Origin of the sequence: Streptomyces sp. NBC_00461 (genome assembly GCF_036013935.1) — a bacterium.
In the GTDB taxonomy this organism is placed as follows: domain Bacteria; phylum Actinomycetota; class Actinomycetes; order Streptomycetales; family Streptomycetaceae; genus Streptomyces.
In genome coordinates this window covers 1,116,462-1,138,330 of sequence record NZ_CP107902.1, presented here as the reverse complement: position 1 = coordinate 1,138,330, position 21,869 = coordinate 1,116,462, and the positions used below count along the sequence as shown (strand labels likewise).

The window sequence follows — 21,869 nt, the reverse complement described above, 5'->3', positions numbered from 1 at the left end:
CGTGAAACGTCCCATGGAAGGCGTACGGATCGTCGAGGTCGCCCAGTACACGTTCGTGCCGGCGTCCGGCGGGGTCCTCGCCGAGTGGGGGGCCGAGGTCATCAAGATCGAGCACGCGGTCCGCGGCGACGCGCAGCGTGGCCTGGTGAAACTGCTCGGCCTCGACGTCGTGCCGACGACATCCTTTTTCCCGATCATGGAGGGCCCGAACCGGGGCAAGCGCAGTGTCGGCATCGCCCTGGAGGTGCCGGAAGGCCGTGCGCTGCTGGACGAGCTGATCCGCTCGGCCGACGTGTTCGTCACGAACTTCCTGCCGAGCGCGCGGGAGAAGCTGCGCATCAACGTCGACGACATCCGCGCGGTCAATCCCGACATCATCTACGTCCGCGGCACCGGCTTCGGCGCCCGGGGCGAGGACGCGGGCAAGGGCGGATATGACAGCACGGCGTTCTGGGGAAGGGCTGGGAGCGCCGACGGCGTCACGCCGGTCGGCGCCGACCGGCTGGCCAGGATGCCGTCGGGCGCGTACGGCGACTCAATGGGCGGCCTGACCATGGCCGGCGGCATCGCGGCCGCGCTGTACGCCCGCAAGGCGACCGGCGAGCCGTCGGTCGTGGACGTGTCCCTGCTGGGCCTCGGCGCCTGGGCGACCCAGTACTCCGTCAACCAGGCCCTGCTCGTCGGCGGCCCGTTGCCCAAGGTCCAGGAGCCGCGGCACGGCTCGTCGTCGAACCCGCTGGCCGGGTCCTTCCGCACGGCCGACGGCCGCTGGCTGCTGCTGACCATGCTCCAGCCCACCAGGTACTGGCCCGAGTTCTGCGAGCGCATGGGACGGCCGGAACTGGTGACCGACCCGCGCTTCGCGGGCGGCGCCGTCCTGGAGCACGGCGCCGAGGGCGGTGACATCGTCGCGGAGATCATCGGCGGTATCACCCTCGACGAGTGGTGCCGGCGGATGGAGGGCGCGCAGGGACAGTGGGCACTCGTGCAGAACGCCTACGAGGTCGGCATGGACCCGGCGCTGCGCGAGAACGGCTTCATCACCAAGGTCGTCGACGCCGACGGGGTGGAGCGGGAACTCGTCGCCAACCCGGTCCAGTTCGACGAGACACCCGTGAAGAGCCGACGGGCTCCGCAGTTCGCCGAACACACCGACGACGTACTGCGCGACCTCGGCAAGTCCGAGGAGGAGATCATCGATCTGAAACTCCTCGGTGCGGTCACGTGACCGCACCGAGCACCGGCCACAGCGGGGCGTGCAGCGGAGAGGAAAGCACGTGAGGGCCGACGTGCGGCAGGTGGTGGTCGTGGGCGCCGGCCTCGGTGGTCTGACCGTGGCAGAGGAACTGCGCAGGCTCGGCTTCGGCGGGTCCGTCGTCGTGGTCGGCGCGGAGGCCGAGCCGCCCTACGACCGGCCGCCGCTGTCGAAAGAGGTACTGAAGGGCACGCGCGCCAACCCGCCACTGCTGCGCGAGCCGAAGGAACTGGACGCCCTCGGACTGGATCTGCGGCTGGGCACCGTGGCGAGGGGCGTGGATACCACGGCTCGCCGAGTCCACCTGGAGGGCGGCGGAGAGCTGCCCTACGACGTGCTCGTCATCGCGACCGGCGCACGGGCCCGCCGGTGGGAAGCCGCCGGTGCCGCGGCGAACGTCTGGTCCCTGCGCACCGCACAGGACGCCGCCCACATCGCTGCGGCCGTCGCGGGCCGGGGCCGCATCGGCGTGCTCGGTGCCGGCTTCATCGGGTGCGAGGTGGCGGCCAGTGCCCGGGAGACGGGCTGCGACGTGACCCTCGTAGAGGTCCGCTCGGCGCCACTGTCACACGCGCTCGGTCCGCAAGCGGGAGCCGAGATCGCCAGACGCCATCGGGCGGCCGGGGTCGACTTGCGGTGCGGGGTGACGATCGACGAGGTCGTCCTGGACGGTGAGAACCTTTCCGCGGTCCGGCTCTCCGACGGCAGGAGTGTCGCGCTCGACGCGTTGGTGGTCGGCCTCGGCGTCGTCCCGGACACCGAGTGGGTCGAGGGCTCGGGGATCGCGGTCGACGACGGCGTCGTGTGCGACGCGTCCGGGCGGACGTCCCACGAGGACGTCTACGCCGTCGGCGACGTCGCGCGCTGGGTCAATGCACGCACCGGTCGGCACCGGCGGATCGAGCACTGGACCACCACGACCGAGCAGGCGGCGATCGTGGCGAGTGGCATCGCCGGGCACGAGCGCCGGGTGCTCGACGAGGTGCCGTACTTCTGGAGCGACCAGTACGGCACGAAGATCCAGTGCGTCGGCGAACCGGACGCGGGCGCCGACATCACCGTACGGATGACCGGTGCGGGCGGAGACCGGCCGCTGTACCTCTACAGCCGTCACGGCGAGCTGACCGGCGTCCTCGGATTCGGTCTCGCCCGCGTCGTGACGCGGCTGCGGGCGCTGGTCACGGAACGGACGGCACTCGGGGACGCCCTGGACGTTGTCGACGGACTGCACCCGCAGGCGCCGTCACGGACGAATTCACCAGCATGAGGAAGACGGCGCGTCACCGTCCAGGTGAGGCCCCGTCGGCGAGGAGAAACGACATGACAGGTCGGGTTACGGGCAAGGTCGCACTGATCACCGGTGCCGCACGCGGGCAAGGACGCAGTCACGCCGTCCAGCTCGCCCGCGAGGGCGCGGACATCATCGCGGTCGACTATCTCACCTCCTTCGACACCATCAGCTACCCGATGGCGACGCAGGAGGATCAGCAACAGACGGTGAAGGAGGTCGAGGCGCTCGGCCGGCGGATCCTCACCATCCAGGCCGATGTCCGCGACGGGGCCGCCATGCGGAAGGCGGTGGCCGACGGCGTCGCGGAGTTCGGCAAGATCGACGTCGTGGTGGCCAACGCCGGTATCTGCGCGATGACGAAGGACCAGCCCCTGCAGGCGTGGGTGGACGTCAGCGGCGTCGACTTCGGCGGCGTGCTCAACACCCTCAACGCGGCGATTCCGCACCTCGGTGCCGGTGCCTCGCTGGTGGTCACCGGTTCCCTCGCCGCCCTGGTCAAGGGCGGCCCGAGCAAGGAGCCGGGCGGCGTGGCCTACGCCTGGGCCAAGCGCTCGCTCGTCTCGCTTGTCCATGACCTCGCGCTCGTGCTGGCGCCCCACTCCATTCGCCTCAACGGGGTGCACCCGACCAACTGCAACACCGACATGCTCCACCACGAGGCCATGTACCAGACGTTCCGGCCGGATCTGGAGCACCCCACGCGCGAGGACGCGACCGAGGCGTTCCCGGTGATGCAGGCCATACCGGTGCCGTGGGTGGAACCCTCGGACGTCAGCCAGGTGATCGTCTTCCTGGCCTCGGACGAGTCGCGCTACATCACCGGGCAGTTCATCAACTGCGACGCCGGAGGACATCTCAAAATCTGATCGAGCGGTATCCGGCTGCACAGCGCGGAGGAGGACTGATGCGCGTCGGTTTCGTCGGCCTGGGCGACCAGGGCGCGCCCATCGCCGCGCGCATCGCGGCGGCGGGGGTCGACTGCACGGTGTGGGCCCGCCGCCCCGAGACGCTCGACCCCTTCCGCGCCGGTCCGGCCCGGGTGGCCGACGCCCTCGCCGACCTCGGCGAGGGCGTCGACCTGCTCGGGACCTGCCTGTTCGACGTGGCCGGCACATGGGAGGTCCTCTTCGGGCCGGCCGGTGTCGCACCGGCGATGCCGGCCGGCGCGACGATCGCGGTGCACAGCACGATCTCGCCCGACGAGGTGCGGGCACTGGCCCGCGAGGCCGCGACGTACGGTCTGCACCTGCTGGACGCCCCGGTCAGCGGTGGCCGGATCCGCGCGGAGGCGGGCGAACTCATCACGATGGTCGGCGGCGAGCAGAGCACGTTCGCCCGCTTCGAGCCGCTGCTGCGGACGTTCTCCGCCGAGGTCGTGCACGTGGGACCCGTGGGTGCGGGCCAGCACGCCAAGTTGCTGAACAACGCCATGCTTGCCGCGCACCTCGCCCTCGCGGCGGACGCCTTCCGGATCGCCGAAGGCCACGGGATCGATCCCGTGGCCTTCGGAAAGGTGCTCGCGGGCGGCTCGGGCCGGAGCTTCGGCGTCGAAATGTACGCTCGTGCCGGCGGACTGGCGGCCGTCGCCCGGTCCCAGGCCCGGCCGACGCTCGGCAAGGACGTCGCACTGCTGGCCGACTCGATGGTGTCCGCCCGCGAGGGCGGGCTTCTGCTCTCGGCAGCCCGAGCGGCGATCGCCGGGCTCGACGCGGCCGCCGACGACTGAAGGACGACGCCGGCGGCCGCATTCGCGTGTCAGGAGCTGAGCGTGATGGCGCGCTCCGGGCAGTTGGTGGCCCCGGCGCGCGCCGCGGCCTCCAGCTCCGGGGGCACCGCCTTGTCGGAGCCGATGTCGCTGTAGCCGTCGTCGTCCACGGTGAAGACCTGCGGGGCGACCGCGTTGCAGCGCGCGTGACCGCTGCACTTGGCCGAGTCGACGGATGCTTTCATGTGCTGTGTCCTTTCCTGGGGGCGGCGGGGCGTGTGTCGGCCCCGCGCCGGGTGAGGTTCGAGTCGGTCAGGCCCCGGCGCCGACCTGCGGTGGCTGCGCCACGACGAGGGGGGTGTCGGCGTCGACCGGACCCACGGACCGCGCTCCGCCGGGATTGCCGAGCGGCGCCCCGTCGACCAGCGGAAGGGAGAAGAAGGCGGCGTTGTCGGCGATCGACGCCTGAAGGGCTTCCGGCACTTCCTGATCGAAGTAGACGGCGTCGTTCGGGCACACCGGTGCGCAGGCGCCGCAGTCGATGCATTCCTCCGGATTGATGTACAGGGCTCGGGCACCCTCGTAGATGCAGTCGACCGGACACTCGCGTACACACGCGCGGTCCTTGAGGTCGACGCACCTGGTGGTGATGACATACGGCATGACGGACTGCCTCCTCACGTTCGTGGCGCGAGCCGCGCCGCATCCGAAACCGCGTCGGCGCGCGCCCGGTCGACGACGTCGTGCATCTGGGTGAGCGAGGTGAGCTTGACGCGCGGTCGCCCGAGCGGTTCGCCCCTCGCCCGCTCGTGACGGTCGATCGACAGCCACGCGTTCCAGTCGACGGAGGCCGGAACACCACGGCGGATCCATGCCCGCACCTCGTCCGGCGCGGCACTCGCACGTCCGTTGAGCCGTCCCCGGCGCAGGTCGTCGAGAAGGGCCGTGACGGTGTTCTCGGCGTCCGACTTGTTCGTGCCGATCACCCCCGAGGGCCCGCGTTTGGCCCAGCCGACGACATACTCACCGGTCAGGGCCACGCTGTCGGGGCCCACCAGCCGGCCGGCGACGTTGCGCAGGACGCCGGTGTGCGGATCCAGCGGAAGGCCCTCGACCGGGCGCGCGCGATAACCGACCGCGCGTATGACGAGGTCACAGGGCAGCACCTCGTGCCGGTGGGTCGGCCGCGCGACGACGCGCCCGTCCAGATCGGCTTCCAGTACGTTGTGCGCGGTGCGGACCGCGCTCACGCGCTCGCCCGCAGGATCACCCAGGAGTTCGACGGGCGAGCGCAGGAAGCGGAGTTCGATGCGCCGGCTGCCCGGCGAGGCCGGGCGCCGGGAGAACTCGGTGAGCAGCGCCAGCCGCCGTGCCGCCGGTGAGTCGGCCCCGTGAGCGGCCAGCTCCCGGGCACTGTGCGGGTCGAGCTGGAGCTCGGCCGGATCGACGACGACATCCACGCCGTCGAGCCGGCCCAGCTCCAGCAACTCCGGTGTGCTGAAGGCGGACTGGACCGGGCCGCGCCGGCCGAGCACGCTCACCCGGCGCAGCGATGAGGAGGCGAGCGCGTCGATCGCCCGGTCAGAGGCGTCGGTTGTGCGAAGGGTCTCCTCGGGCAGTACGAGCATACGTGCCACGTCGAGCGCGACATTGCCGTTCCCCACGACCACGGCATGGGAGCCGCCCAGGTGGAACCTCCGGTGCGCGTGGGCCGGGTGGCCGTTGTACCAGCAGACGAAGTGCGTGGCCGGATGCGATCCGGACAGGTCCTCGCCGGGGATGCCCAGCCGTGCGTCGAGTTCGGTGCCCATCGCGTACACGACCGCCGTGAACCGTTCGAGCACCTCGGCGCGGGTGATCGCCTCGCCGAACTCGACGCCGCCGAAGAAGCGGACAGCGGGATGCGCGGCCGTGCGCTCGAAGACGCGGGCCACAGACTTGATCTTGGGATGGTCGGGTGCGACGCCGGCTCGCACCAGCCCGTAGGGGGTCGGCAGGCAGTCGAAGAGATCGACGGCCATGCCCGCGCGCACGAGGTGATCGGTCGCGTAGAACCCTGACGGGCCGGCGCCTATGACGGCGATTCGGGGCGGGGGAGTCTGGGCCACGGCTCGGACCTTTCCGGCGACGACGTCGAGCGGAACCTGAACCGTTCCGGGCTTCGAAGGGGCTGTGGTGCACCATACCGTATCAATTACGGGAAGCTCCCTCCAGTGGTGGTGCGCAGTGCTGTCGGCCGAAGTCCGGGCGTGTTGGCGCAGCGGGCTCCCACGTCCTTGCCCCGATGTGGCGAGGTAGTTACAGTAGGGCTATCGGTATCGTCGATGAGGACGGAGGGCCACTATGCGGGCCCCTCTCGCGGTCGAACGTCTCGGGCAGGTGAACCTGTTCACGCGGTCCTTGGACGCGGAGCTGACTCTGCAGCAGGACGTTTTCGGCGCACGGGTTCTCCGGCGGTGGGGGGACGGGCCGGCGGGCAGCAGGCATGCCCTGGTCCTGATCCATCGCACCGGTGTCGAGACGTTCGCCCCGACCGCGCCGGGCGGGGCCGTCGCACTCCGGTCCGACGGCAACGGCTGGGATTCGCTGCAGTGGCAGGTGTCCTCCCTGGGCGATGCCGTCACGGCGCTGCGAGAGCACGGCGTCCGGGTCGGCGAAGACGCCGACGGCCGCGCCTTCGTGCGCCCAAAGGACATGCACGGCCTGGCGATCGGGCTCACTGACCGCCGCGCCGAGAGCCATGACCGCGACCTCGTGGACCGCGAACCCGCCTTCTGGTCGGACGAACATGCCCTCGGGCTCGTGGGCGGCGCGACCGTCAAGGTGGTCGCGGCACAGCCGGAGAAGGCCGCCGCCGATCTCGCCGCGCTGGTGGGCCGGGAGGCGTACGTCGTCGAGCGACGGCACCTGAACATGGCCGGGCACGGAGTGCGGTTCGACGACCATGCCGTCGAGTTCGTCGGCTCGGCGACCGGCTCGCGGGCGGACCTCGCCGGCGGCCATCTCGTCGAGCGCGGGGAGCGGATCTTCTGCCTGACCTTCACGGTGCGGGATCTGCTCGCGGCGCGGACGTTCCTGGTGGGAAGGGATGTGCGGTTCGAGCAGTTCGGCCGGCACAGTCTCCTCCTCGCCCCGGTCGACGCCGGGGGAGCGCGCATCGAGATCACCGACACCGACTGAGCCGCCTCCGCGTGTGATCGCGGAGTTCAGGCGAGGTGGGTGACACCTTGCTGACTGGAATGTGGAGGACCGCATGCTGCCACCTGATGCCCAGATCGTCTCCGTGGACGACCACGTCATCGAGCACCCGAACGTCTGGACCGACCGCCTGCCCAAGAAATACCGGGAGGCCGGCCCCCGGATCGAGCACCGGCCGGACGGCAGCGACGTATGGATCTATGAGGGCGCGCTCGCCGGCACACTGGCCCTCAACGCGGTGGCCGGCAAGGATCCCAAGGACTTCGGGCTCGATCCGCGCAGCTACGACGACATGCTTCCGGGCTGCCACGACATCCACGACCGCATCCGGGACATGGACCTCGAGGGCGTCTGGGCCCAGATGTGCTTCCCGAACATGGGCGGATTCGCCGGCAGCGGATTTGCGAAGTCGAAGGATCTCGACCTCGCGGCCGCGTGCGTCCGGGCCTACAACGACTTCATCCTGGACGAGTGGTGCGCGGCCTATCCCGAACGTCAGATTCCGCTGGTGATGGTGCCGTACTGGAACGTCGAGCAGAGCGTGGCCGAGATCGAGCGGACAGCGGCCAAGGGTGCCAAGAGCGTGACCTTCCCGGAACTGCCCGACCGGCGGGATCTGCCGTCATGGCACAGCGACCACTGGGACCCGGTGCTCGCGGCCGCCGCCGCCCACGACCTGCCGCTCTCGCTGCACTTCGGGTCGGGCGGTAGCCCGCAGGCCTCACCGGAGGCGATGAGCACGAACTTCACCGTGGGCATCTCGCTGTTCGGCCTCAACTCGATGTCCGCGACCGCGGAACTGCTGCTCTCGCCCGTCTTCCACAAGCACCCGAACCTCAAGGTCGCGCTGTCCGAGGGCGGGATCGGCTGGATGCCGTACATGCTTGAGCGCATCGACGTGGTGTGGGAGCGGCACCGCTGGTACAACGACGTCAACAAGGACGTCCGTCCCTCGGAACTGTTCAAGGACCACGTCTACGGGTGCTTCATCTCCGACCGGGCCGGTGTGTTCACACGCCATCTGATCGGCGTGGAGAACATCATGTTCGAGAGCGACTACCCGCACTCCGACAGCAACTGGCCCCAGACCCGCAAGTTGCTCGAGAACGTCATGCTCGACGTTCCGGACGACGAGGTCCGCCTGATGGTGGAACTCAACGCCCGCCGTCTGTACAACTTCCCGCGCTCCCACGCCTGAGGCACAGCACCGCCCCGCCCGGCCACCGACATGTGAGGGGACAGTGTCGGTGGCCGGGCGGGGCTGCGTCTGACGCCCGCGGCTGCGCCGTACTTGAAGAGCGGCGCGGGCCGACGGGTGCGCCGTGCACGCACCGGAAAGGCACGTCCGCGAGGAGTCACAGCGTGATGCCGACCAGCTTGGTGTCGAGGTACTCGTCGATGCCCTGCGGTCCGCCCTCGCGACCCAGCCCGCTGTGCTTCGTGCCGCCGAACGGCGCGGCGGCGCTCGTCGGGTTGATGTCGTTGATCCCCACGATGCCGAAGCGCAGCGCCTCGGTGACCCGCAAGGCGCGGGAGAGGTTCTCGGTGTAGACGTACGCCGCGAGACCGTAGGCCGTGTCATTGGCCATGGCGATGGCCTCGTCCTCGTCGTCGAAGGCGATGACCGGGGCGATCGGGCCGAAGGTCTCCTCGTGGTAGATGTCCATCCGTGGTGTCACGTCGGTCAGGATGGTGGGGGCGAAGAACCGGCCGCCCGGCAGGCGCGGGTCGGTGAGCCGTTCGCCGCCGGTCAGCACCTTCGCTCCGTGCCCGACGGCGTCTGCCACCTGCCGCCGCATCTTCGTCATGGCGGCCTCGTCGATCAGCGGGCCGATGCTGACGTCCTGGTCGAGCCCGTTGCCGGCCTTCATCGCGCTCACCCGCTGGACGAGGACGTCGAGGAAGTCGTCGACCAACTCCCGCTGGACGAACACCCGGTTGGGGCAGATGCACGCCTGACCGGTGTTGAGGAATTTCACCAGGCCGAGGCCCTTCGCGGCGCGCCGCGGGTCGGCGTCGCCGAAGACCAGGAACGGGGCGTGACCGCCGAGTTCGAGCGACACCCGCTTGACGGTCTGCGCGGCCTTGGCGCCCAGCATCATGCCGACCTCGGTCGACCCGGTGAACGTCAGCTTGCGGACGGCCGGGCTGTCCAGCAGGGCGTCGCCGACCGGCGCCGGGTCGCTCGTGGTGACCAGGTTGACGACACCCGCGGGCAGGCCTGCGTCGTGCAGCACCTGGAAGACCGCGACGGCGCACAGCGGGGTCTGCTCCGCCGGCTTGAGCACGATCGTGCACCCCGCGGCGATCGCCGGTGCCACCTTGCGTGTGATCATGGAGACCGGATAGTTCCATGGAGTGATCGCGGCGACCACGCCGACCGGCTGACGCATCGTCATGAAGCGGTGGCCGGCCCGCGAACTCGGGATGGTCGCGCCATAGACCCGCTTGGCCTCCTCGGCGTACCAGCTCAGGAAGTCCGCGGCGTAGCGCACCTCGTTGCGGGCCGCCTTCAGCGGCTTGCCCTGCTCCTTGGTCATGAGGACGGCGAGGTCCTCCGCGCGCTCCAGCATCAACGCGTGCGCGCGCTCTAGGTACGCCGCCCGCTCGTAGGCGGTCGTGCGCGACCACGAGGCGAACGCCGCCGCGGCGGAGTCGACCGCGCTCCGCGCCTCGGACGCCGATCCGTCCGAGGCCGCGCCCAGCACGGACCCGTCGGCGGGGTTGAACACGTCGAACTCCCGGCCCAAGGCGGCTGCCCGCCACGTTCCGTCGATGTACAGCGTGGCCGCGGAGGTCGACCGGGCGGAGTTCTCGGCAGTCATGGAGCGGGCCTCCAGATGGAAGTCGGATGGGCTTTACGGTATACCTTTCGGGATGCCTTGTCAGTGCGTGTGACCAGCATTTTCCGATGTCGCGGGTGTGACGTTTGCCGCGTTGTCGGGCGGCTCGGGAATTGAGATGGTTGGTGGACCATCAATCTGTTCGCCCGAGCCTCACGCTCGATGGCACCCCTTCGATGGGAACTCCATGACCGTCGAGCGCAATCACGTGGGCCTGTCCATGCCTTCGCTGACGCACGAGTGGGATGCCGATCTCGCCTCGGCGAACCCGCTCCGTTTCCCCGGCTACGACGCTCCGGCCCCGCAGGACGAGTCCGTCCGTACGGGTGTCGCCGAGCATCCCCGTGGTCCCCTCGTGGTGATCGAGTGCCGGTTCGACCGGCACGGCGGCACGATGGGTGTGGCCGCCGGTGAACGCATCGTGCGCGCTTTCGACCGAGCCCGAGAGGAGCGGCTGCCGGTCGCCGCGTTCGTGGCCAGCGGCGGTGCGCGGCTGCAGGAGGGCCTGGTCTCGCTGACCCAGATGGCGCGCACGGCCGGCGCTGTCGGGCGCCTTCGCCGCGCCGGCCTGCCGTTCGCCGCGGTGCTGCGGCCGCACACGACCGGCGGCGTCTACGCGTCCTGGGCCTCCCTCGCCGACGTCCTCGCCGCCGAGCCCGGGGCCACGATCGGATTCGCCGGTCCCCGGGTGGTCGCGCAGGTGACCGGCTCCTTCCCGCCCGCCGACTCGCACACCGCGCAGGCCGCCTACACGCAGGGGCGGGTCGACGCACTCGTCGGACCCGAGGCCCACTGGGTGTGGCTGGGCGACGCGCTGTACGGTCCCGGGCCGGCGCTGCGACTCCCGCCCGGGCGTCCGCTGCCGGCTCCCCGCAAGCCGATGCCCCGCGACCCCTGGGCCGCCGTCCTGCACGCGCGGGATCCCCGCCGCCCCTCGGGGCTGGAGTGGAGTGCCCTGCTGACCGAGGGCTGGGTGGAGCTGCGGGGAGGCGACCCGGCCGTCCGGGCCGGCCTGGCCGTCATGGCGGGCGAACGCCTCGTCGTCGTGGCGATGGACCGGCACAGCCGACCTGACGCGGCCGCGCGCGTACTCCCGGCCGGATTCCGCCTGGCCCAGCGCGCGTTCGACCTCGCCGAACGGTTGCGGCTGCCGGTGCTCACCTTGATCGACACTCCCGGCGCCGAGCCCGGACCGGCGGCCGAGGCCGACGGTGTGGCCGGTGAGATCGCCCGGACGCTGCTGGCGATGTCCGGCCTGACCGTGCCCACGGTGGCCGTGTGCGTCGGGGAGGGCGGCAGCGGAGGAGCCATGGCCTTCGCGTACACCGACCGCCTGTTCCTGCTGGAGGGATCGGTGTTCTCCGTCATCGGTCCGGAGCCGGGAGCCGCGGTCCTCTTTCGCGACGCGTCCCGGGCGGCGGAGCTGGCGCGGTCGTTCCGGCTGACCGCCGTGGAACTCGCACGGCTCGGGGTGGTCGACGACGTGCTCCCGGACGGTGACGTGGGCGCGGTCCGGTCCGCGGTCCTCGTGGCCCTGCGCGAGGCGCACCCCGGCGAGCGGGACGCACGCATGGACAGGCTCGCCCGCAGCCACCTGCGAAGGCCCTCGATGATGTGCCGCCCGGAGTGAGTCCGGGCGGACGGCGCACGACCCGGCACACCGTGAAAGGAATGGTGGGATGAGCACTGCGATGTTCCTGGCCTGGAGCAGCCCGGCGGGCCCCGAGGCGGAGGACGAGTTCAACGACTGGTACGTCAACACGCATGTCCCGCAGGTGCGCGAGGCCGTCCCGGCCGTCACGGCCGTGCGCCGCTATGCGGTCCTGGGCACCGGTGAGGAGTCCGGACCCCGGCGGTACCTGTGCTGCTACGAGCTGAGTGACGCCGATGCGGCGAGCGCGGCGCAGGCGCTGGCCGCGGCCTTCGACAACGGCCGGTTCGACATGTCCCCGGCGATGGACACGACCACCGCGCCACCCGACCTGCAGTTCCTCGTCCCGGTCGACTGACCCCTCGGTCCGATGTGCCGCGCCGGCATGTCCGGGCGCTGCGCAAGATGAGACTGTAAGCCTTACGATAAGCAATACGGAAGGGTTACCCGTCGGAGGGACGGTCGTGCGGAAGCAGGCGAAGAAGACCGGTGACTTCGGCATCGGCATGATGATCCACGCGGTCCACATGACCGATGACGTCACGAAGCTCAACCAGTTCTACGAGGACGTGTTCGGCGGCCTGGTCTACATGGGCGTCGACGAGCCCAACTTCCTCCCGCCGGAGGACAGGTGGGCCGGACTGATCATGATCAGCGACCTGTGCATCGAGACGATGGCACCCAACACGCCGGTCGATGCGACCAAGCCGGTCGGGAAGTTCTACACCAAGTTCGGTCAGCACCTGCACTCGGTCGGCTACCTGGTGGACGACCTGGTCGGGCTGGGCAACCGGATGATCGGGAAGGGCCTTTACATCGGCAGGCCGGGCGGCGGCCAGATTGAGGAGATGGACCCCGACACGCAGTACTTCTACCCGAGCCCACGCGACACCGCGGGCCTCATGGTCGAGCTGTGCAAGGTCCACATGCCGGACGACCCGCGCGAGCTCGGAACCTGGTCCTCACAGCGCAAGTTCTGGGAGACCAGCCACCCGCTCGGCATCAAGCGCATGCTGTACGTGACCCTCGGGGTGAAGGACCTCGAATCGGCGGTGAAGACCTACGTCGACGTCATGCAGGCCGTGCCGATCGCCGAGGGCGTCGACGACGGCGGGCAGTACAAGTTCGCGACCGTCCACCTCGGCGACTGCCTGCTCCAGCTCGCCGAACCGCTCGGGCCTCACTCGCCGCTGGGCAGGCACGTCGCTCAGTGGGGCAACATGATCTACTCGATCACCTTCCGGGTCAACGACCTGGACTCGGCTCAGAAGTGGCTGAACGGCAAGGGCATCAGGACCTCCCGCCCGCGCCCCGGCCTGCTCGCCGCCGACCCGCAGGACACCTTCAACGCGCCGTACTTGTTCACCACGGACGTACTGGAGGGCGATCCGTTCGAGGAGTGATCCCGCGTATGCGGCGGGCCCGTGCGGAGTCCCTCCGCACGGGCCCGACATTGTCCGGGTACGCAAAGGCGCGTCACTCGGCGGTGATGAGGGCGCAGCCGGAGAACGGGCCGACGGCGTTGCTCACCACGCCGGCCGTCGGCCGGCCCGGCAGCGCGCGCTCACCCGCCGTACCGCGCAGTTGACGGGTGACCTCGATGAAGTAGTTCGCGCCGTGCCGGCGTCCGATGTTGCAGGCGCCGCCGTCGGTGTTGGTCGGGATGACCCCGTCGGCCCGGGTGTGCCCGGACGACACGAACGGACCGCTCTCGCCGATGCCGCAGAAGCCGAGCGCCTCCAGCCACTGCAGTGCGATGAAGGAGAAGCCGTCGTACAGCCCCGCCACGCCCACGTCCGACGGCTTCAGGTCCGTGCGCGACCACATGCGCCGGGCGGCCCGGAACGGGGACGACTGCGTCATGTCCTCGACCAGGCTGAAGTCGCTCTCCTGGGTGGTGCCCATCGCCCAGGACTCGAAGAACACCGGCTTCTGGCGCAGGTCGCGCGCCCGCTCCTCGGTGGTGAAAATGAGTGCCGAGCTTGAGTCGACCGGGTAGTCGCAGTCCAGCAACCGCAGGGGCGCGGCGATGTAGCGCGCGCTCAGGTAGTCGTCGATGGTGAGCGGTTCGGTGAAGAAGGACTCGGACGGGTTGGCGATCGCGTACTCGCGCTGGGCGACGGCGAAGGCGCCGAAGTCCTCTTCCTTGGTGCCGTACATCGCCATGTGCCGCTGCATGTACAGCCCGGCCCAGTGGGAGCCGGTGAAGGAGCCGTAGGGCATGGTGAACTGGAAAGGCCCGGGCGCGCCGCGTTCCATGCCCGGGACCAGCGAACTGCCACCCGCCGCGCCCGCGCGATGCACGGTGCGCAGGGTCAGGACCGTCTCGGCGCTGCCGGAGGCGATGGCGGCGATGGCGTGCTGCGCGGCCATCGAGTAGGCGGCGCCGTCGACCGACCCGGAGTAGAACGCCAGGTCGGGGATGCCCAGCATCGCCGCGGTGTGTGTCGCCGACACGTACTGGTGCGGAAAGCTGTGCACGACGACGCCGTCGATGTCGGCCGGCTTGACACCGGCATCCTCCATCGCGGCGATGGACGCCTGGGCGGTGAGGGTGTCCAGCGACAGGCCGGTGTCACGGCCCACCGTCGAGTAGCCGACGCCGACGATCGCGACGCGCTGTTTCTTGGGCACGGGAGTCCTTTGGGGGTGGTTGTCGGTCAGGCCCGTACCAGACGGAAGACGGGCAGGTCGATCTCGTCGCTGAGGGCGCGGAAGCACACCTCGACCGGATCACCCACGTTCACGCCGTCGGCCGGGAGATCGACGATGTTGGTCAGGAGCTTCAGCCCCGGTCGGTCGTCGAGTTCGACCACGGCGATGCACAACGGGAGCTTGTCGGCGAAGGAGGGGTGGAACGCCTGCGTCGCCGTCGTGTAGCTGTAGACGGTCCCGCGGCCGGACACCTCGGCTCCGCCGAGGTCGAAGGAAAGGCAGGAGTGGCACACCGGCTCGGGCGGATGCTGGTAGGTGCCGCAGGCCGAGCAGCGCTGGATCATCAGCTCATGGCGGCGGGCGGCTTCCCAGAAGAAGCTGGTCAGCTCGTCCGGAGCGGGCAGCAGGGGCGGTGACTCGGTCATGCCCGGTCTCCCTGTCGGTAGGCCTGTCGGTAGGGGGAACGCATTGCTAGCGTGTCATACAGTAAGCCATGCCGTATCCTCGTCGAGGTCTCTGGTCGCCCTCTCGAGCGCCTCGCGCTCAGACTCCCGGTGAGGATCGAATCGTGCCGAACGAAAAGCGGCAGACGACCCGGCACCGTCGCAAGCGCGGGTCGATCAGTGCCGACGAAATAGTGGAGGGCGCCTTCGCGGTCGCTCGTCGGCGCTCCCTGGACCAACTGAGCATGCCGTCTCTCGCCGAGCATCTGGGCATCGGTGTGACCAGCCTCTACTGGTACTTCCGAAAGAAGTCCGACCTGCTCGGCGCGATGACGGACGTCGCGGTCGACCGGTTCCTCACCCGGATGCCCGCGGTACGTACCGAGGACAGCTGGCAGCGGGCCATGCTTGAGCATTTCACCGCGCAGCGCACCGTCCACCGGGAGGACGAGGTTCTCTCCGACCTGCTGCTGACCCGGACGTCCAGCTACGGCGCCGAGGCGACGCGGCGGACGATGGAGCTGATCGAGGCCATGGTCGGCAAGCTCGTCGACGCCGGGTTCACCCCTGACGCCGCCATGCTGGCGTACAACGCCTTCTCGGTGTACACGCGGGGCCACATCATCCACGACCGCCTCCTGCGCCGGTCGAACACGCCCACCCTGGACCAGCGGCAACAGCGCATGACCGACTGGTCCTCGATGCCGGTCCTGGCGAGTCTGCTCGACCGGCATCCGCTCGCCGGCACCACGGACGAGGACTTCGCCTTCTCGGCCGCCCGGTTGCTGTGCGGCTTCGAGGTGGCGCTCGCCGAGCAGGGCGAGCAGACCTGACCCGCCGGGCCGACCGGGCGTGGGTCAGAGGTTGAATCGCTGGGTCAGAGGTTGAACCGCAGCGCGCCGTCGATGCGGATCACGGTGCCGTTGAGATAGTCGTTCTCGGCGATGTGCACGGCGAGCCGGGCGTATTCGTCGGCGTGTCCCATGCGCTTGGGGTTGGGCACCCCCGGCCCCCATTTGGCCTGTGCCTCCTCTTCGGTCATGCCGTAGGCGGGCGTGAAGAAAGTGCCGGGGGCGATGCACATGACGCGCACCCCCGCGGGGACGAGGTCCCGTGCCGCGGTGAGGGTGAGCCCGATGACGCCACCCTTGGCCGCGGAGTAGTCGCTCTGCCCCGCCAGGCCCTCGAAGCCGGCGATGCTCGCGGTGGAGACGACGACGCCGCGCTGGCCGGAGTCGAGCGGTTCGTTGTGGGTCATCGCCGCGGCGGCCTTGCTCATCACGCGGTAGGTGCCGGTGAGGAAGATGTCCATCGTCCGGGCGAAGATGTCGGCCGAGTACGGGATGCCGTCCCGGCCGACCATCCGGCGCCCGGCCGCCGGACCGCCGTGGACGATGACGGCCGTGCGCAGCGGCCCCAGCTCGGTCGCGGCGGCGACCGCCTGGTCCACCGACTCGTCCTTGGTGACGTCGGTGGGCACGAAGACCACGGCGTCGCCGAGTTCGGCGGCCAGGGCCTTGCCCTTGTCCTCGGCGCGGTCGGCCACCACCACCTTCACGCCGGCCTCCACCAGGCGGCGGGTGGTCGCCTCGCCGAAGCCGCCGGCGCCGCCGGTCACGAGTGCGGACGATCCGGAAAGATCCACGATTCCTCCTGGGGAAGACGCGCCCCGGCGGCGTTCCGTCGGGCGGCGGCGGGTCGATGCCCCGACTGGAAACAGCAGGGTTCGATTCACCGGAAGTACTGTACTGTTGCAGCAACAGTATTGACTACTGTTTCGCGTCGGCCATCAGGGCGCCGCGGACCCGAGGCCATCACCCCAGAGAGGTGCACGTGTCCGCTCCAGTCATCGTCAGCGCAGTACGCACTGCCATCGGCACCGCCCGCAAGGGCACTCTCGCCAACACCGACGGCGAGACCCTCGCCTCGGCGATCGTCGAGGAGACGGTGCGCCGATCGGGGCTCGAACCCCAGCGGTTCGACGACATCCTGCTCGCGGAGAGTCAGTACGGAGGCGGTGACCTGGCGCGCTACGCCGCCGTCGTGAACGGCATGCTGGACGTGCCCGGCGTCGCGCTCAACCGGCACTGCGCCGGCAGTCTCACCTCCATCGGCCTGGCGGCCGCGTCGGTGCAGTCCGGCATGGAGTCGGCGCTCGTGGCCGGTGGTGTGCAGGCGACCTCGATGGCGCCGCGGCTCAGGCAGCGGGTCGCCGGCACGGCCGACGAGTACGCCGACTGGTATCCCGCGTCGCACCCGAACTCGCCCGAGGCGCCCAACTTTGACATGTCGATCTCGGTCGGCTGGAACACCGCCAAGGCCGTCGGCATCACCCGCGAGGAACAGGACGCCTGGGCCTGCCGGTCGCACCAGCGCGCGGTCGCGGCGATCGACGCCGGCAAGTTCGCCGACGAGATCGTGCCGCTCAAGTTGGACGGCCCGGGCGGCGCCCCGGTCGAGTTCGCCGTGGACGAGCACCCCCGGCGCGACACCTCGTTGGCGAGGCTGGCCTCGCTGAAGGTGCTGCACCCCGAGATCCCGGGCTTCTCCATCACCGCGGGCAACTCCAGCGGCATCAACGACGCCGCCGCCGCGGTGGCCGTGACCGGCGCGGAAGTGGCCTTTGACGAGGGGCTCACGCCACTGGCGAAGATCCTCGCCTGGGGCGCGGCCGGGGTCGACCCGGCGCTGATGGGCTTCGGGGCGCTGCGCGCGGCCGACAAGGTGCTGCGGCGAGCCGGACTGACGTACGCCGATGTGACGCTGTGGGAGATCAACGAGGCGTTCGCCGCCGTCCCGATCGCCGCCTGCAAGGAGTTCGGGCTGGACGAGGAGCGGGTGAACTTCAGCGGCAGCGGGTGCAGCCTCGGCCACCCGGTGGCCGCGTCCGGTGCCCGCATGGTCGTCACGCTCGTGCACGAGCTGCGGCGGCGCGGCGGCGGTCTCGGGCTCGCGACCATGTGCGCCGGTGGCGGCCAGGGCGGCGCGGTCCTCATCGAGGTCTGAATCGGCTGAACGGTCACCTCGAAATTCCCTACTGTAAGTCATACGGTATAAGGAGTGGCCGACGGTGGGTCGGCCGGTCCCAGCATCGAGGAGTCGCCCGATGGGGCTTGCCATCACCGAGGAACACCAGGCGCTCGCGGCCGTCGTCCGCTCCTTCGCCGCCGATCAGCGGGTCAGGAGCGGCGCGCGCGCCGCGCTGGACGCGGACGCTCCCGCCGTACCCGAGACGTGGAAGCGGATCGGCGACCTGGGCTGGCTGAGCCTTCACCTGCCGGAGCAGGCGGGCGGCTCCGGCTTCGGCCTTCCCGAACTCGCCGTCGTCGTCGACGAACTGGGTCACGCGATCACGCCCGGCCCGCTGCTGGCCACCGCCACCGCCTCCGCAGTCCTGTCCGCGACCGGGGGCGACTCGCTGCACGAGTTCGTCACCCGGCTGGGCAACGGCTCGGCCGTCGCCGGACTCGGGCTCACAGCCGGACTGACCCGCGACGACGACGGCGCGTACAGCGGCGAGCTGACGGTGCTCGCCGGGCGATGGGCCGACGTGCTGCTCCTCGCGGCCGGCGACGACCTGCTGATGGCCCCCACCACCGACGCGGCGGTCGACGTGGTCCCGGTGAAGGGCCTGGATCCGTCGCTGGGGCTCGCCAAGGTCTCCGTCACCGGGCTGGTCCCGGCCGACGGCCATGTCCTCGCCGGCGCCCTCGGCCCGGCGGCCGCGGTGTTCCGGACGCTGGCCGCCGCCGAGGCCGCCGGCGGGGCGCGGGGCTGCCTGGACCTCGCGCTGGAATACGCCCGGGTACGAGAGCAGTTCGGCCGGACCATCGGCAGCTTCCAGGCCGTCAAACACCACCTGGCCGACATGCTGGTCGCCGTCGAGCTGGCCACCGCGCTCGCCTGGGACGCGGCCCGAGGAGCGGCCGCCCCGGCCGAAGCGGAGCTGGCGGCCGCGGCGGCGGCCGGCCTGGCCCTGCGCAGCTACCAGGAGTGCGCGCACAAGGCCGTCCAGATCTTCGGCGGCATCGGCTTCACCTGGGAGCACGACGCCCACCTCCACCTCAGGCGCGCGGCGGCGCTCCGGGCCGTGGTGGCCGCCCTGGGCTCGGCCGAGGACGACGTCTACGAAGCCACCCACGCCGGCGTACGGCGGCAGTTCGCGGTCGAACTGCCCGAGGAGGCCGACGCCTATCGTGCCGAGGCCCTTGCCTTCCTCGACCGGTACCGCGCCGCTCCGGAGGAAGAACGCCGGGCGCTGCTCGTGTCCTCGGGATACCTGGTGCCGCACTGGGCCGAGCCGTTCGGACGCGGGGCGGGCGCGATCGAGCAGCTCGTCCTGGAGGAGGAGCTGGCCGGGATCGAGATGCCCTCGCTGGGCATCGGCGGATGGGTGCTGCTGACGCTCACCCAGACCGCGGACCAGGAACAGATCGAGCGGTGGATCACCCCGAGCCTGCTCGGCGAACTGCGGTGGTGCCAGCTGTTCAGCGAACCGGACGCCGGCTCCGACGCGGCCGCCGTGCGAACCCGCGCCGAACGCGTCGAGGGCGGCTGGCGGGTGACCGGCCAGAAGGTGTGGACCAGCGGCGCGCAGGACTGCAACCGGGGCCTCGCGACGGTACGGACCGACTCAAAGGCGCCCAAGCACCGGGGTATCACGGCGATGGTCGTCGACCTCACCGCGCCCGGCGTCGAGATCCGGCCGCTGCGCGAGATCACCGGGGACGCGCTGTTCAACGAGGTCTTCTTCGACGACGTGTTCGTCCCCGACGCCGACATCGTCGGTGAGCCGGGCGGCGGCTGGAAGGTCGCCCGGGCGACTCTCGGCAACGAGCGGGTGACGATCGGCGGCGGGTCGCCCGAGCGCCTGTCGGCCTTCGAACTGACCGACCTCGCGCTGCGGCACGGCGCGCTCGATGCCGAAAGCCGGCGGGCGATCGCCCGGCTCATCGTCGAGGAGCAGGCGATGCGGGTGATCAACCTGCGGCAGGCGACGCGTGCCGTCACCGGGGCGGGGCCGGGCGCGGAAGGCAACGTGACCAAGCTGCTGTCGGCCGAGCACGCCCAGCGCGTGAGCGAGCTGGCGCTGCGGCTGTGCGGCACGGCCGCCGTCACCGGGGACGAACCGGAGATCGCCGTGGAGTACCTGTTCGACCGGTGCCTGACGATCGCCGGCGGCACCTCGGAGATCACCCGCAACGTCATCGCCGAACGCATACTCGGCCTGCCCCGCGACCCACTGGTGCGCTGACCGGGCCGGGAGCGTCACATGGCGGGCCCGTCCCCGGTCACCGGGGACGGGCCCGCCATGTGACGACGTCACTCGAGCTCGACGACGGCCTTCCCGGGAGCGATCTGGTTGCCGTCCTGGTCCTCGGTCCACACGTCGAGGTCGACCAGGCGCACGCCGTCCTCGACGCGCACCGCGGTGACCCTGCCGCGTGCGCAGACGGTCATGCCGCGTGTGTTGACGGCCCGGAACCGGCAGCGCAGCGACACGATTCGGCCGGCGCCGCCGAGCCAGTCGCGCACCAGGTTGTGCAGGTAGGCCCACTGCAGATTGCCCATCCCGAAGGCCCCCGAGTAGCCGGCGGCCCGCCCGGCCTCCTCGTCCATGTGGATCGGGACGAACTCGTCGTTCACGGCCGCGTAACGGTTCCAGTGGGCGAAATCGGTCGTGCGGGTGAACTCCGGCAGACTGTCGCCGACGGCCGGACTGAGTATGGTGGTCATGATTCCTCGACGCGGTCAGTAGCGGATGAGAGTCGTACGGCTGCGCTTGACGAGCTTGCCGTCCTGGTTCGTCCAGGTGTCCTCGGTGACGGTGAACAGCATCAGACCGAGCCGGCCGGGGCGCTCGGCGTACGACATCAGCCGGTTCTCCGAGGTGATCACGTCACCCGGCCGCATCGGCACGCCGTAGTCGGCCTCCAGGCCCCCGTTCAGCTGGAACTCCAACGGCGGCGGAGTGATACCGAGCATGCGCTCGAGGGAGCCGGGATCGTTCTCCTTCCCGCCGGACGGAGCCGCGCTCTGCAGCGCCGCCAGCCAGGCGAAGGGGTTGAAGTCCTCCGGTGCGGTGATCCCGCCGTGGCGCGGCTTCGCGGCGGTCTCCGCCTCGATGAAGCGCTCGGGCGGGGCGTCGGGGTAGTAGACGGCCAGCGCCCAGCGGCGGATGTCCGACTCGGAGACGGGGAAGGAGACGCGGCGGGACAGGGTGCGGCCGACGGCCGCCAGCATCTCGCCGGAGATGTGACTCACCGCGGCCTGCGCTGGTTTCGTGGTGTCCGTCATGACTGCACTGCTCCTGTGGGGTTACGGTGCCCGTTCGGCAGGAAGGCCTTGCTGGCGGGGTACGCCGGCCGGAGCAGGCCCAGCACGTCATCTGCCATGCGGGTCACCTCTCTTCGGTCTGTGGTGTGGACGGCATGGGGTGGCTCAGGCGAGGCGCTCGACGAAGGCGCGCAGCTGCCGCAGGCTGCGGCACTCCACCACCTCGTCGCAGTACCCGGCGTACCGACCGATCACGGAGTCGCCGCTGTCCCAGGCGGCCCGTGGCTCGGGGTTGAGCCAGAACAGGTGCCCGCAGCGGCCGGCGATCCTGCCGAGCGCGTCGGCGCGCGGTGCGTGGTAGTTGGAGCGGGCGTCGCCCAGGACCAGGACCGTGGTGCGGGCGCGCAGCTCACCGGCGTGATCCCGGCTGAAGGTCTCGATGGCGTTGCCGTAGTCCGAGCGGCCGTCCAGCCAGACGCCGAGCCCGAGCCGGTTGATCTCGCTCGCCACCTCCAGCACGTTCGCGGACCGCTCGATCAGGTCGGTCACCTC

General features: G+C 70.6%; 22 protein-coding genes. 12 read left to right on the top strand and 10 right to left on the bottom strand.

Annotation, left to right across the window (positions count from 1 at the left end):
• Position 1: 1 nt before the first annotated feature.
• From OG870_RS05605 to OG870_RS05590, 4 genes are read left to right on the top strand one after another with little or no spacing between them, the layout of a single operon-like run.
• Positions 2–1,228 (top strand): CaiB/BaiF CoA transferase family protein, encoded by a 1,227-nt coding sequence (locus OG870_RS05605; RefSeq protein ID WP_266586716.1) that lies wholly within the window; start codon positions 2–4, stop codon positions 1,226–1,228.
• A 49-nt stretch (positions 1,229–1,277) separates the two neighbouring features.
• The gene (locus OG870_RS05600; protein WP_266586718.1) at positions 1,278–2,522 is read left to right on the top strand and encodes an NAD(P)/FAD-dependent oxidoreductase; all 1,245 of its coding nucleotides are present in this window, start codon (positions 1,278–1,280) and stop codon (positions 2,520–2,522) included.
• A 53-nt stretch (positions 2,523–2,575) separates the two neighbouring features.
• Positions 2,576–3,412: a mycofactocin-coupled SDR family oxidoreductase gene (locus OG870_RS05595; RefSeq protein ID WP_266586720.1), complete on the top strand. Its 837-nt coding sequence runs from the start codon at positions 2,576–2,578 to the stop codon at positions 3,410–3,412.
• A 38-nt stretch (positions 3,413–3,450) separates the two neighbouring features.
• Positions 3,451–4,272, top strand: coding sequence for an NAD(P)-dependent oxidoreductase (locus OG870_RS05590; protein WP_266586722.1), 822 nt, complete (start codon positions 3,451–3,453; stop codon positions 4,270–4,272).
• 29 nt (positions 4,273–4,301) lie between these two features.
• Here the strand turns inward: OG870_RS05590 and OG870_RS05585 are convergent, their stop codons facing one another.
• The 3 genes from OG870_RS05585 to OG870_RS05575 form a co-directional block, all read right to left on the bottom strand.
• Positions 4,302–4,496 (bottom strand): ferredoxin, encoded by a 195-nt coding sequence (locus OG870_RS05585; protein ID WP_266586724.1) that lies wholly within the window; start codon positions 4,494–4,496, stop codon positions 4,302–4,304.
• 67 nt (positions 4,497–4,563) lie between these two features.
• Positions 4,564–4,914 (bottom strand): ferredoxin, encoded by a 351-nt coding sequence (gene fdxA, locus OG870_RS05580; protein ID WP_266586726.1) that lies wholly within the window; start codon positions 4,912–4,914, stop codon positions 4,564–4,566.
• A 14-nt stretch (positions 4,915–4,928) separates the two neighbouring features.
• Positions 4,929–6,359, bottom strand: a complete 1,431-nt coding sequence (locus OG870_RS05575) for an FAD-dependent oxidoreductase (RefSeq protein WP_269652471.1) — start codon at positions 6,357–6,359, stop codon at positions 4,929–4,931.
• Between the two features lie 235 nt (positions 6,360–6,594).
• Here OG870_RS05575 and OG870_RS05570 point away from each other — a divergent pair, with 235 nt between their 5' ends.
• Positions 6,595–7,431: a hypothetical protein gene (locus tag OG870_RS05570; protein ID WP_266586730.1), complete on the top strand. Its 837-nt coding sequence runs from the start codon at positions 6,595–6,597 to the stop codon at positions 7,429–7,431.
• A 73-nt stretch (positions 7,432–7,504) separates the two neighbouring features.
• Positions 7,505–8,647, top strand: coding sequence for an amidohydrolase family protein (locus OG870_RS05565; protein ID WP_327690682.1), 1,143 nt, complete (start codon positions 7,505–7,507; stop codon positions 8,645–8,647).
• A 157-nt stretch (positions 8,648–8,804) separates the two neighbouring features.
• On the opposite strand, the gene OG870_RS05560 is transcribed toward OG870_RS05565, so the two are convergent.
• Positions 8,805–10,274: an NAD-dependent succinate-semialdehyde dehydrogenase gene (locus OG870_RS05560; protein WP_266586734.1), complete on the bottom strand. Its 1,470-nt coding sequence runs from the start codon at positions 10,272–10,274 to the stop codon at positions 8,805–8,807.
• 205 nt (positions 10,275–10,479) lie between these two features.
• Here OG870_RS05560 and OG870_RS05555 point away from each other — a divergent pair, with 205 nt between their 5' ends.
• From OG870_RS05555 to OG870_RS05545, 3 genes are all read left to right on the top strand, one after another.
• Positions 10,480–11,922 (top strand): carboxyl transferase domain-containing protein, encoded by a 1,443-nt coding sequence (locus OG870_RS05555; protein ID WP_266586736.1) that lies wholly within the window; start codon positions 10,480–10,482, stop codon positions 11,920–11,922.
• 49 nt (positions 11,923–11,971) lie between these two features.
• Positions 11,972–12,301: a DUF4286 family protein gene (locus OG870_RS05550; RefSeq protein ID WP_266586738.1), complete on the top strand. Its 330-nt coding sequence runs from the start codon at positions 11,972–11,974 to the stop codon at positions 12,299–12,301.
• A 106-nt stretch (positions 12,302–12,407) separates the two neighbouring features.
• The gene (locus OG870_RS05545; RefSeq protein WP_327690681.1) at positions 12,408–13,346 is read left to right on the top strand and encodes a VOC family protein; all 939 of its coding nucleotides are present in this window, start codon (positions 12,408–12,410) and stop codon (positions 13,344–13,346) included.
• Between the two features lie 73 nt (positions 13,347–13,419).
• Here the strand turns inward: OG870_RS05545 and OG870_RS05540 are convergent, their stop codons facing one another.
• Together OG870_RS05540 and OG870_RS05535 are read right to left on the bottom strand one after the other, a co-directional pair.
• The gene (locus OG870_RS05540) at positions 13,420–14,577 is read right to left on the bottom strand and encodes a thiolase family protein (protein ID WP_266531566.1); all 1,158 of its coding nucleotides are present in this window, start codon (positions 14,575–14,577) and stop codon (positions 13,420–13,422) included.
• Between the two features lie 26 nt (positions 14,578–14,603).
• Complete coding sequence (locus tag OG870_RS05535) at positions 14,604–15,023, bottom strand: Zn-ribbon domain-containing OB-fold protein (protein WP_266586742.1); 420 nt, start codon at positions 15,021–15,023, stop codon at positions 14,604–14,606.
• A gap of 143 nt (positions 15,024–15,166) precedes the next feature.
• Here OG870_RS05535 and OG870_RS05530 point away from each other — a divergent pair, with 143 nt between their 5' ends.
• Positions 15,167–15,874, top strand: a complete 708-nt coding sequence (locus tag OG870_RS05530) for a TetR/AcrR family transcriptional regulator (RefSeq protein WP_266586744.1) — start codon at positions 15,167–15,169, stop codon at positions 15,872–15,874.
• 44 nt (positions 15,875–15,918) lie between these two features.
• Here the strand turns inward: OG870_RS05530 and OG870_RS05525 are convergent, their stop codons facing one another.
• Complete coding sequence (locus OG870_RS05525; RefSeq protein WP_266531572.1) at positions 15,919–16,686, bottom strand: SDR family NAD(P)-dependent oxidoreductase; 768 nt, start codon at positions 16,684–16,686, stop codon at positions 15,919–15,921.
• Positions 16,687–16,874: 188 nt separating this feature from the next.
• Here OG870_RS05525 and OG870_RS05520 point away from each other — a divergent pair, with 188 nt between their 5' ends.
• Positions 16,875–18,047 (top strand): thiolase family protein, encoded by a 1,173-nt coding sequence (locus tag OG870_RS05520; protein ID WP_266531574.1) that lies wholly within the window; start codon positions 16,875–16,877, stop codon positions 18,045–18,047.
• Between the two features lie 100 nt (positions 18,048–18,147).
• Entirely contained in the window at positions 18,148–20,295 is a 2,148-nt protein-coding gene (locus OG870_RS05515; protein WP_327690680.1) for an acyl-CoA dehydrogenase, read from the top strand.
• Between the two features lie 68 nt (positions 20,296–20,363).
• Here the strand turns inward: OG870_RS05515 and OG870_RS05510 are convergent, their stop codons facing one another.
• From OG870_RS05510 to OG870_RS05500, 3 genes are all read right to left on the bottom strand, one after another.
• Positions 20,364–20,777, bottom strand: coding sequence for a MaoC/PaaZ C-terminal domain-containing protein (locus OG870_RS05510; protein ID WP_327690679.1), 414 nt, complete (start codon positions 20,775–20,777; stop codon positions 20,364–20,366).
• Between the two features lie 15 nt (positions 20,778–20,792).
• On the bottom strand, positions 20,793–21,338 hold the full coding sequence (locus tag OG870_RS05505; protein WP_327690678.1) for an FAS1-like dehydratase domain-containing protein: 546 nt from the start codon (positions 21,336–21,338) through the stop codon (positions 20,793–20,795).
• 144 nt (positions 21,339–21,482) lie between these two features.
• On the bottom strand, positions 21,483–21,866 hold the full coding sequence (locus OG870_RS05500) for a VWA domain-containing protein (protein ID WP_327690677.1): 384 nt from the start codon (positions 21,864–21,866) through the stop codon (positions 21,483–21,485).
• Between the last annotated feature and the right edge of the window lie 3 nt (positions 21,867–21,869).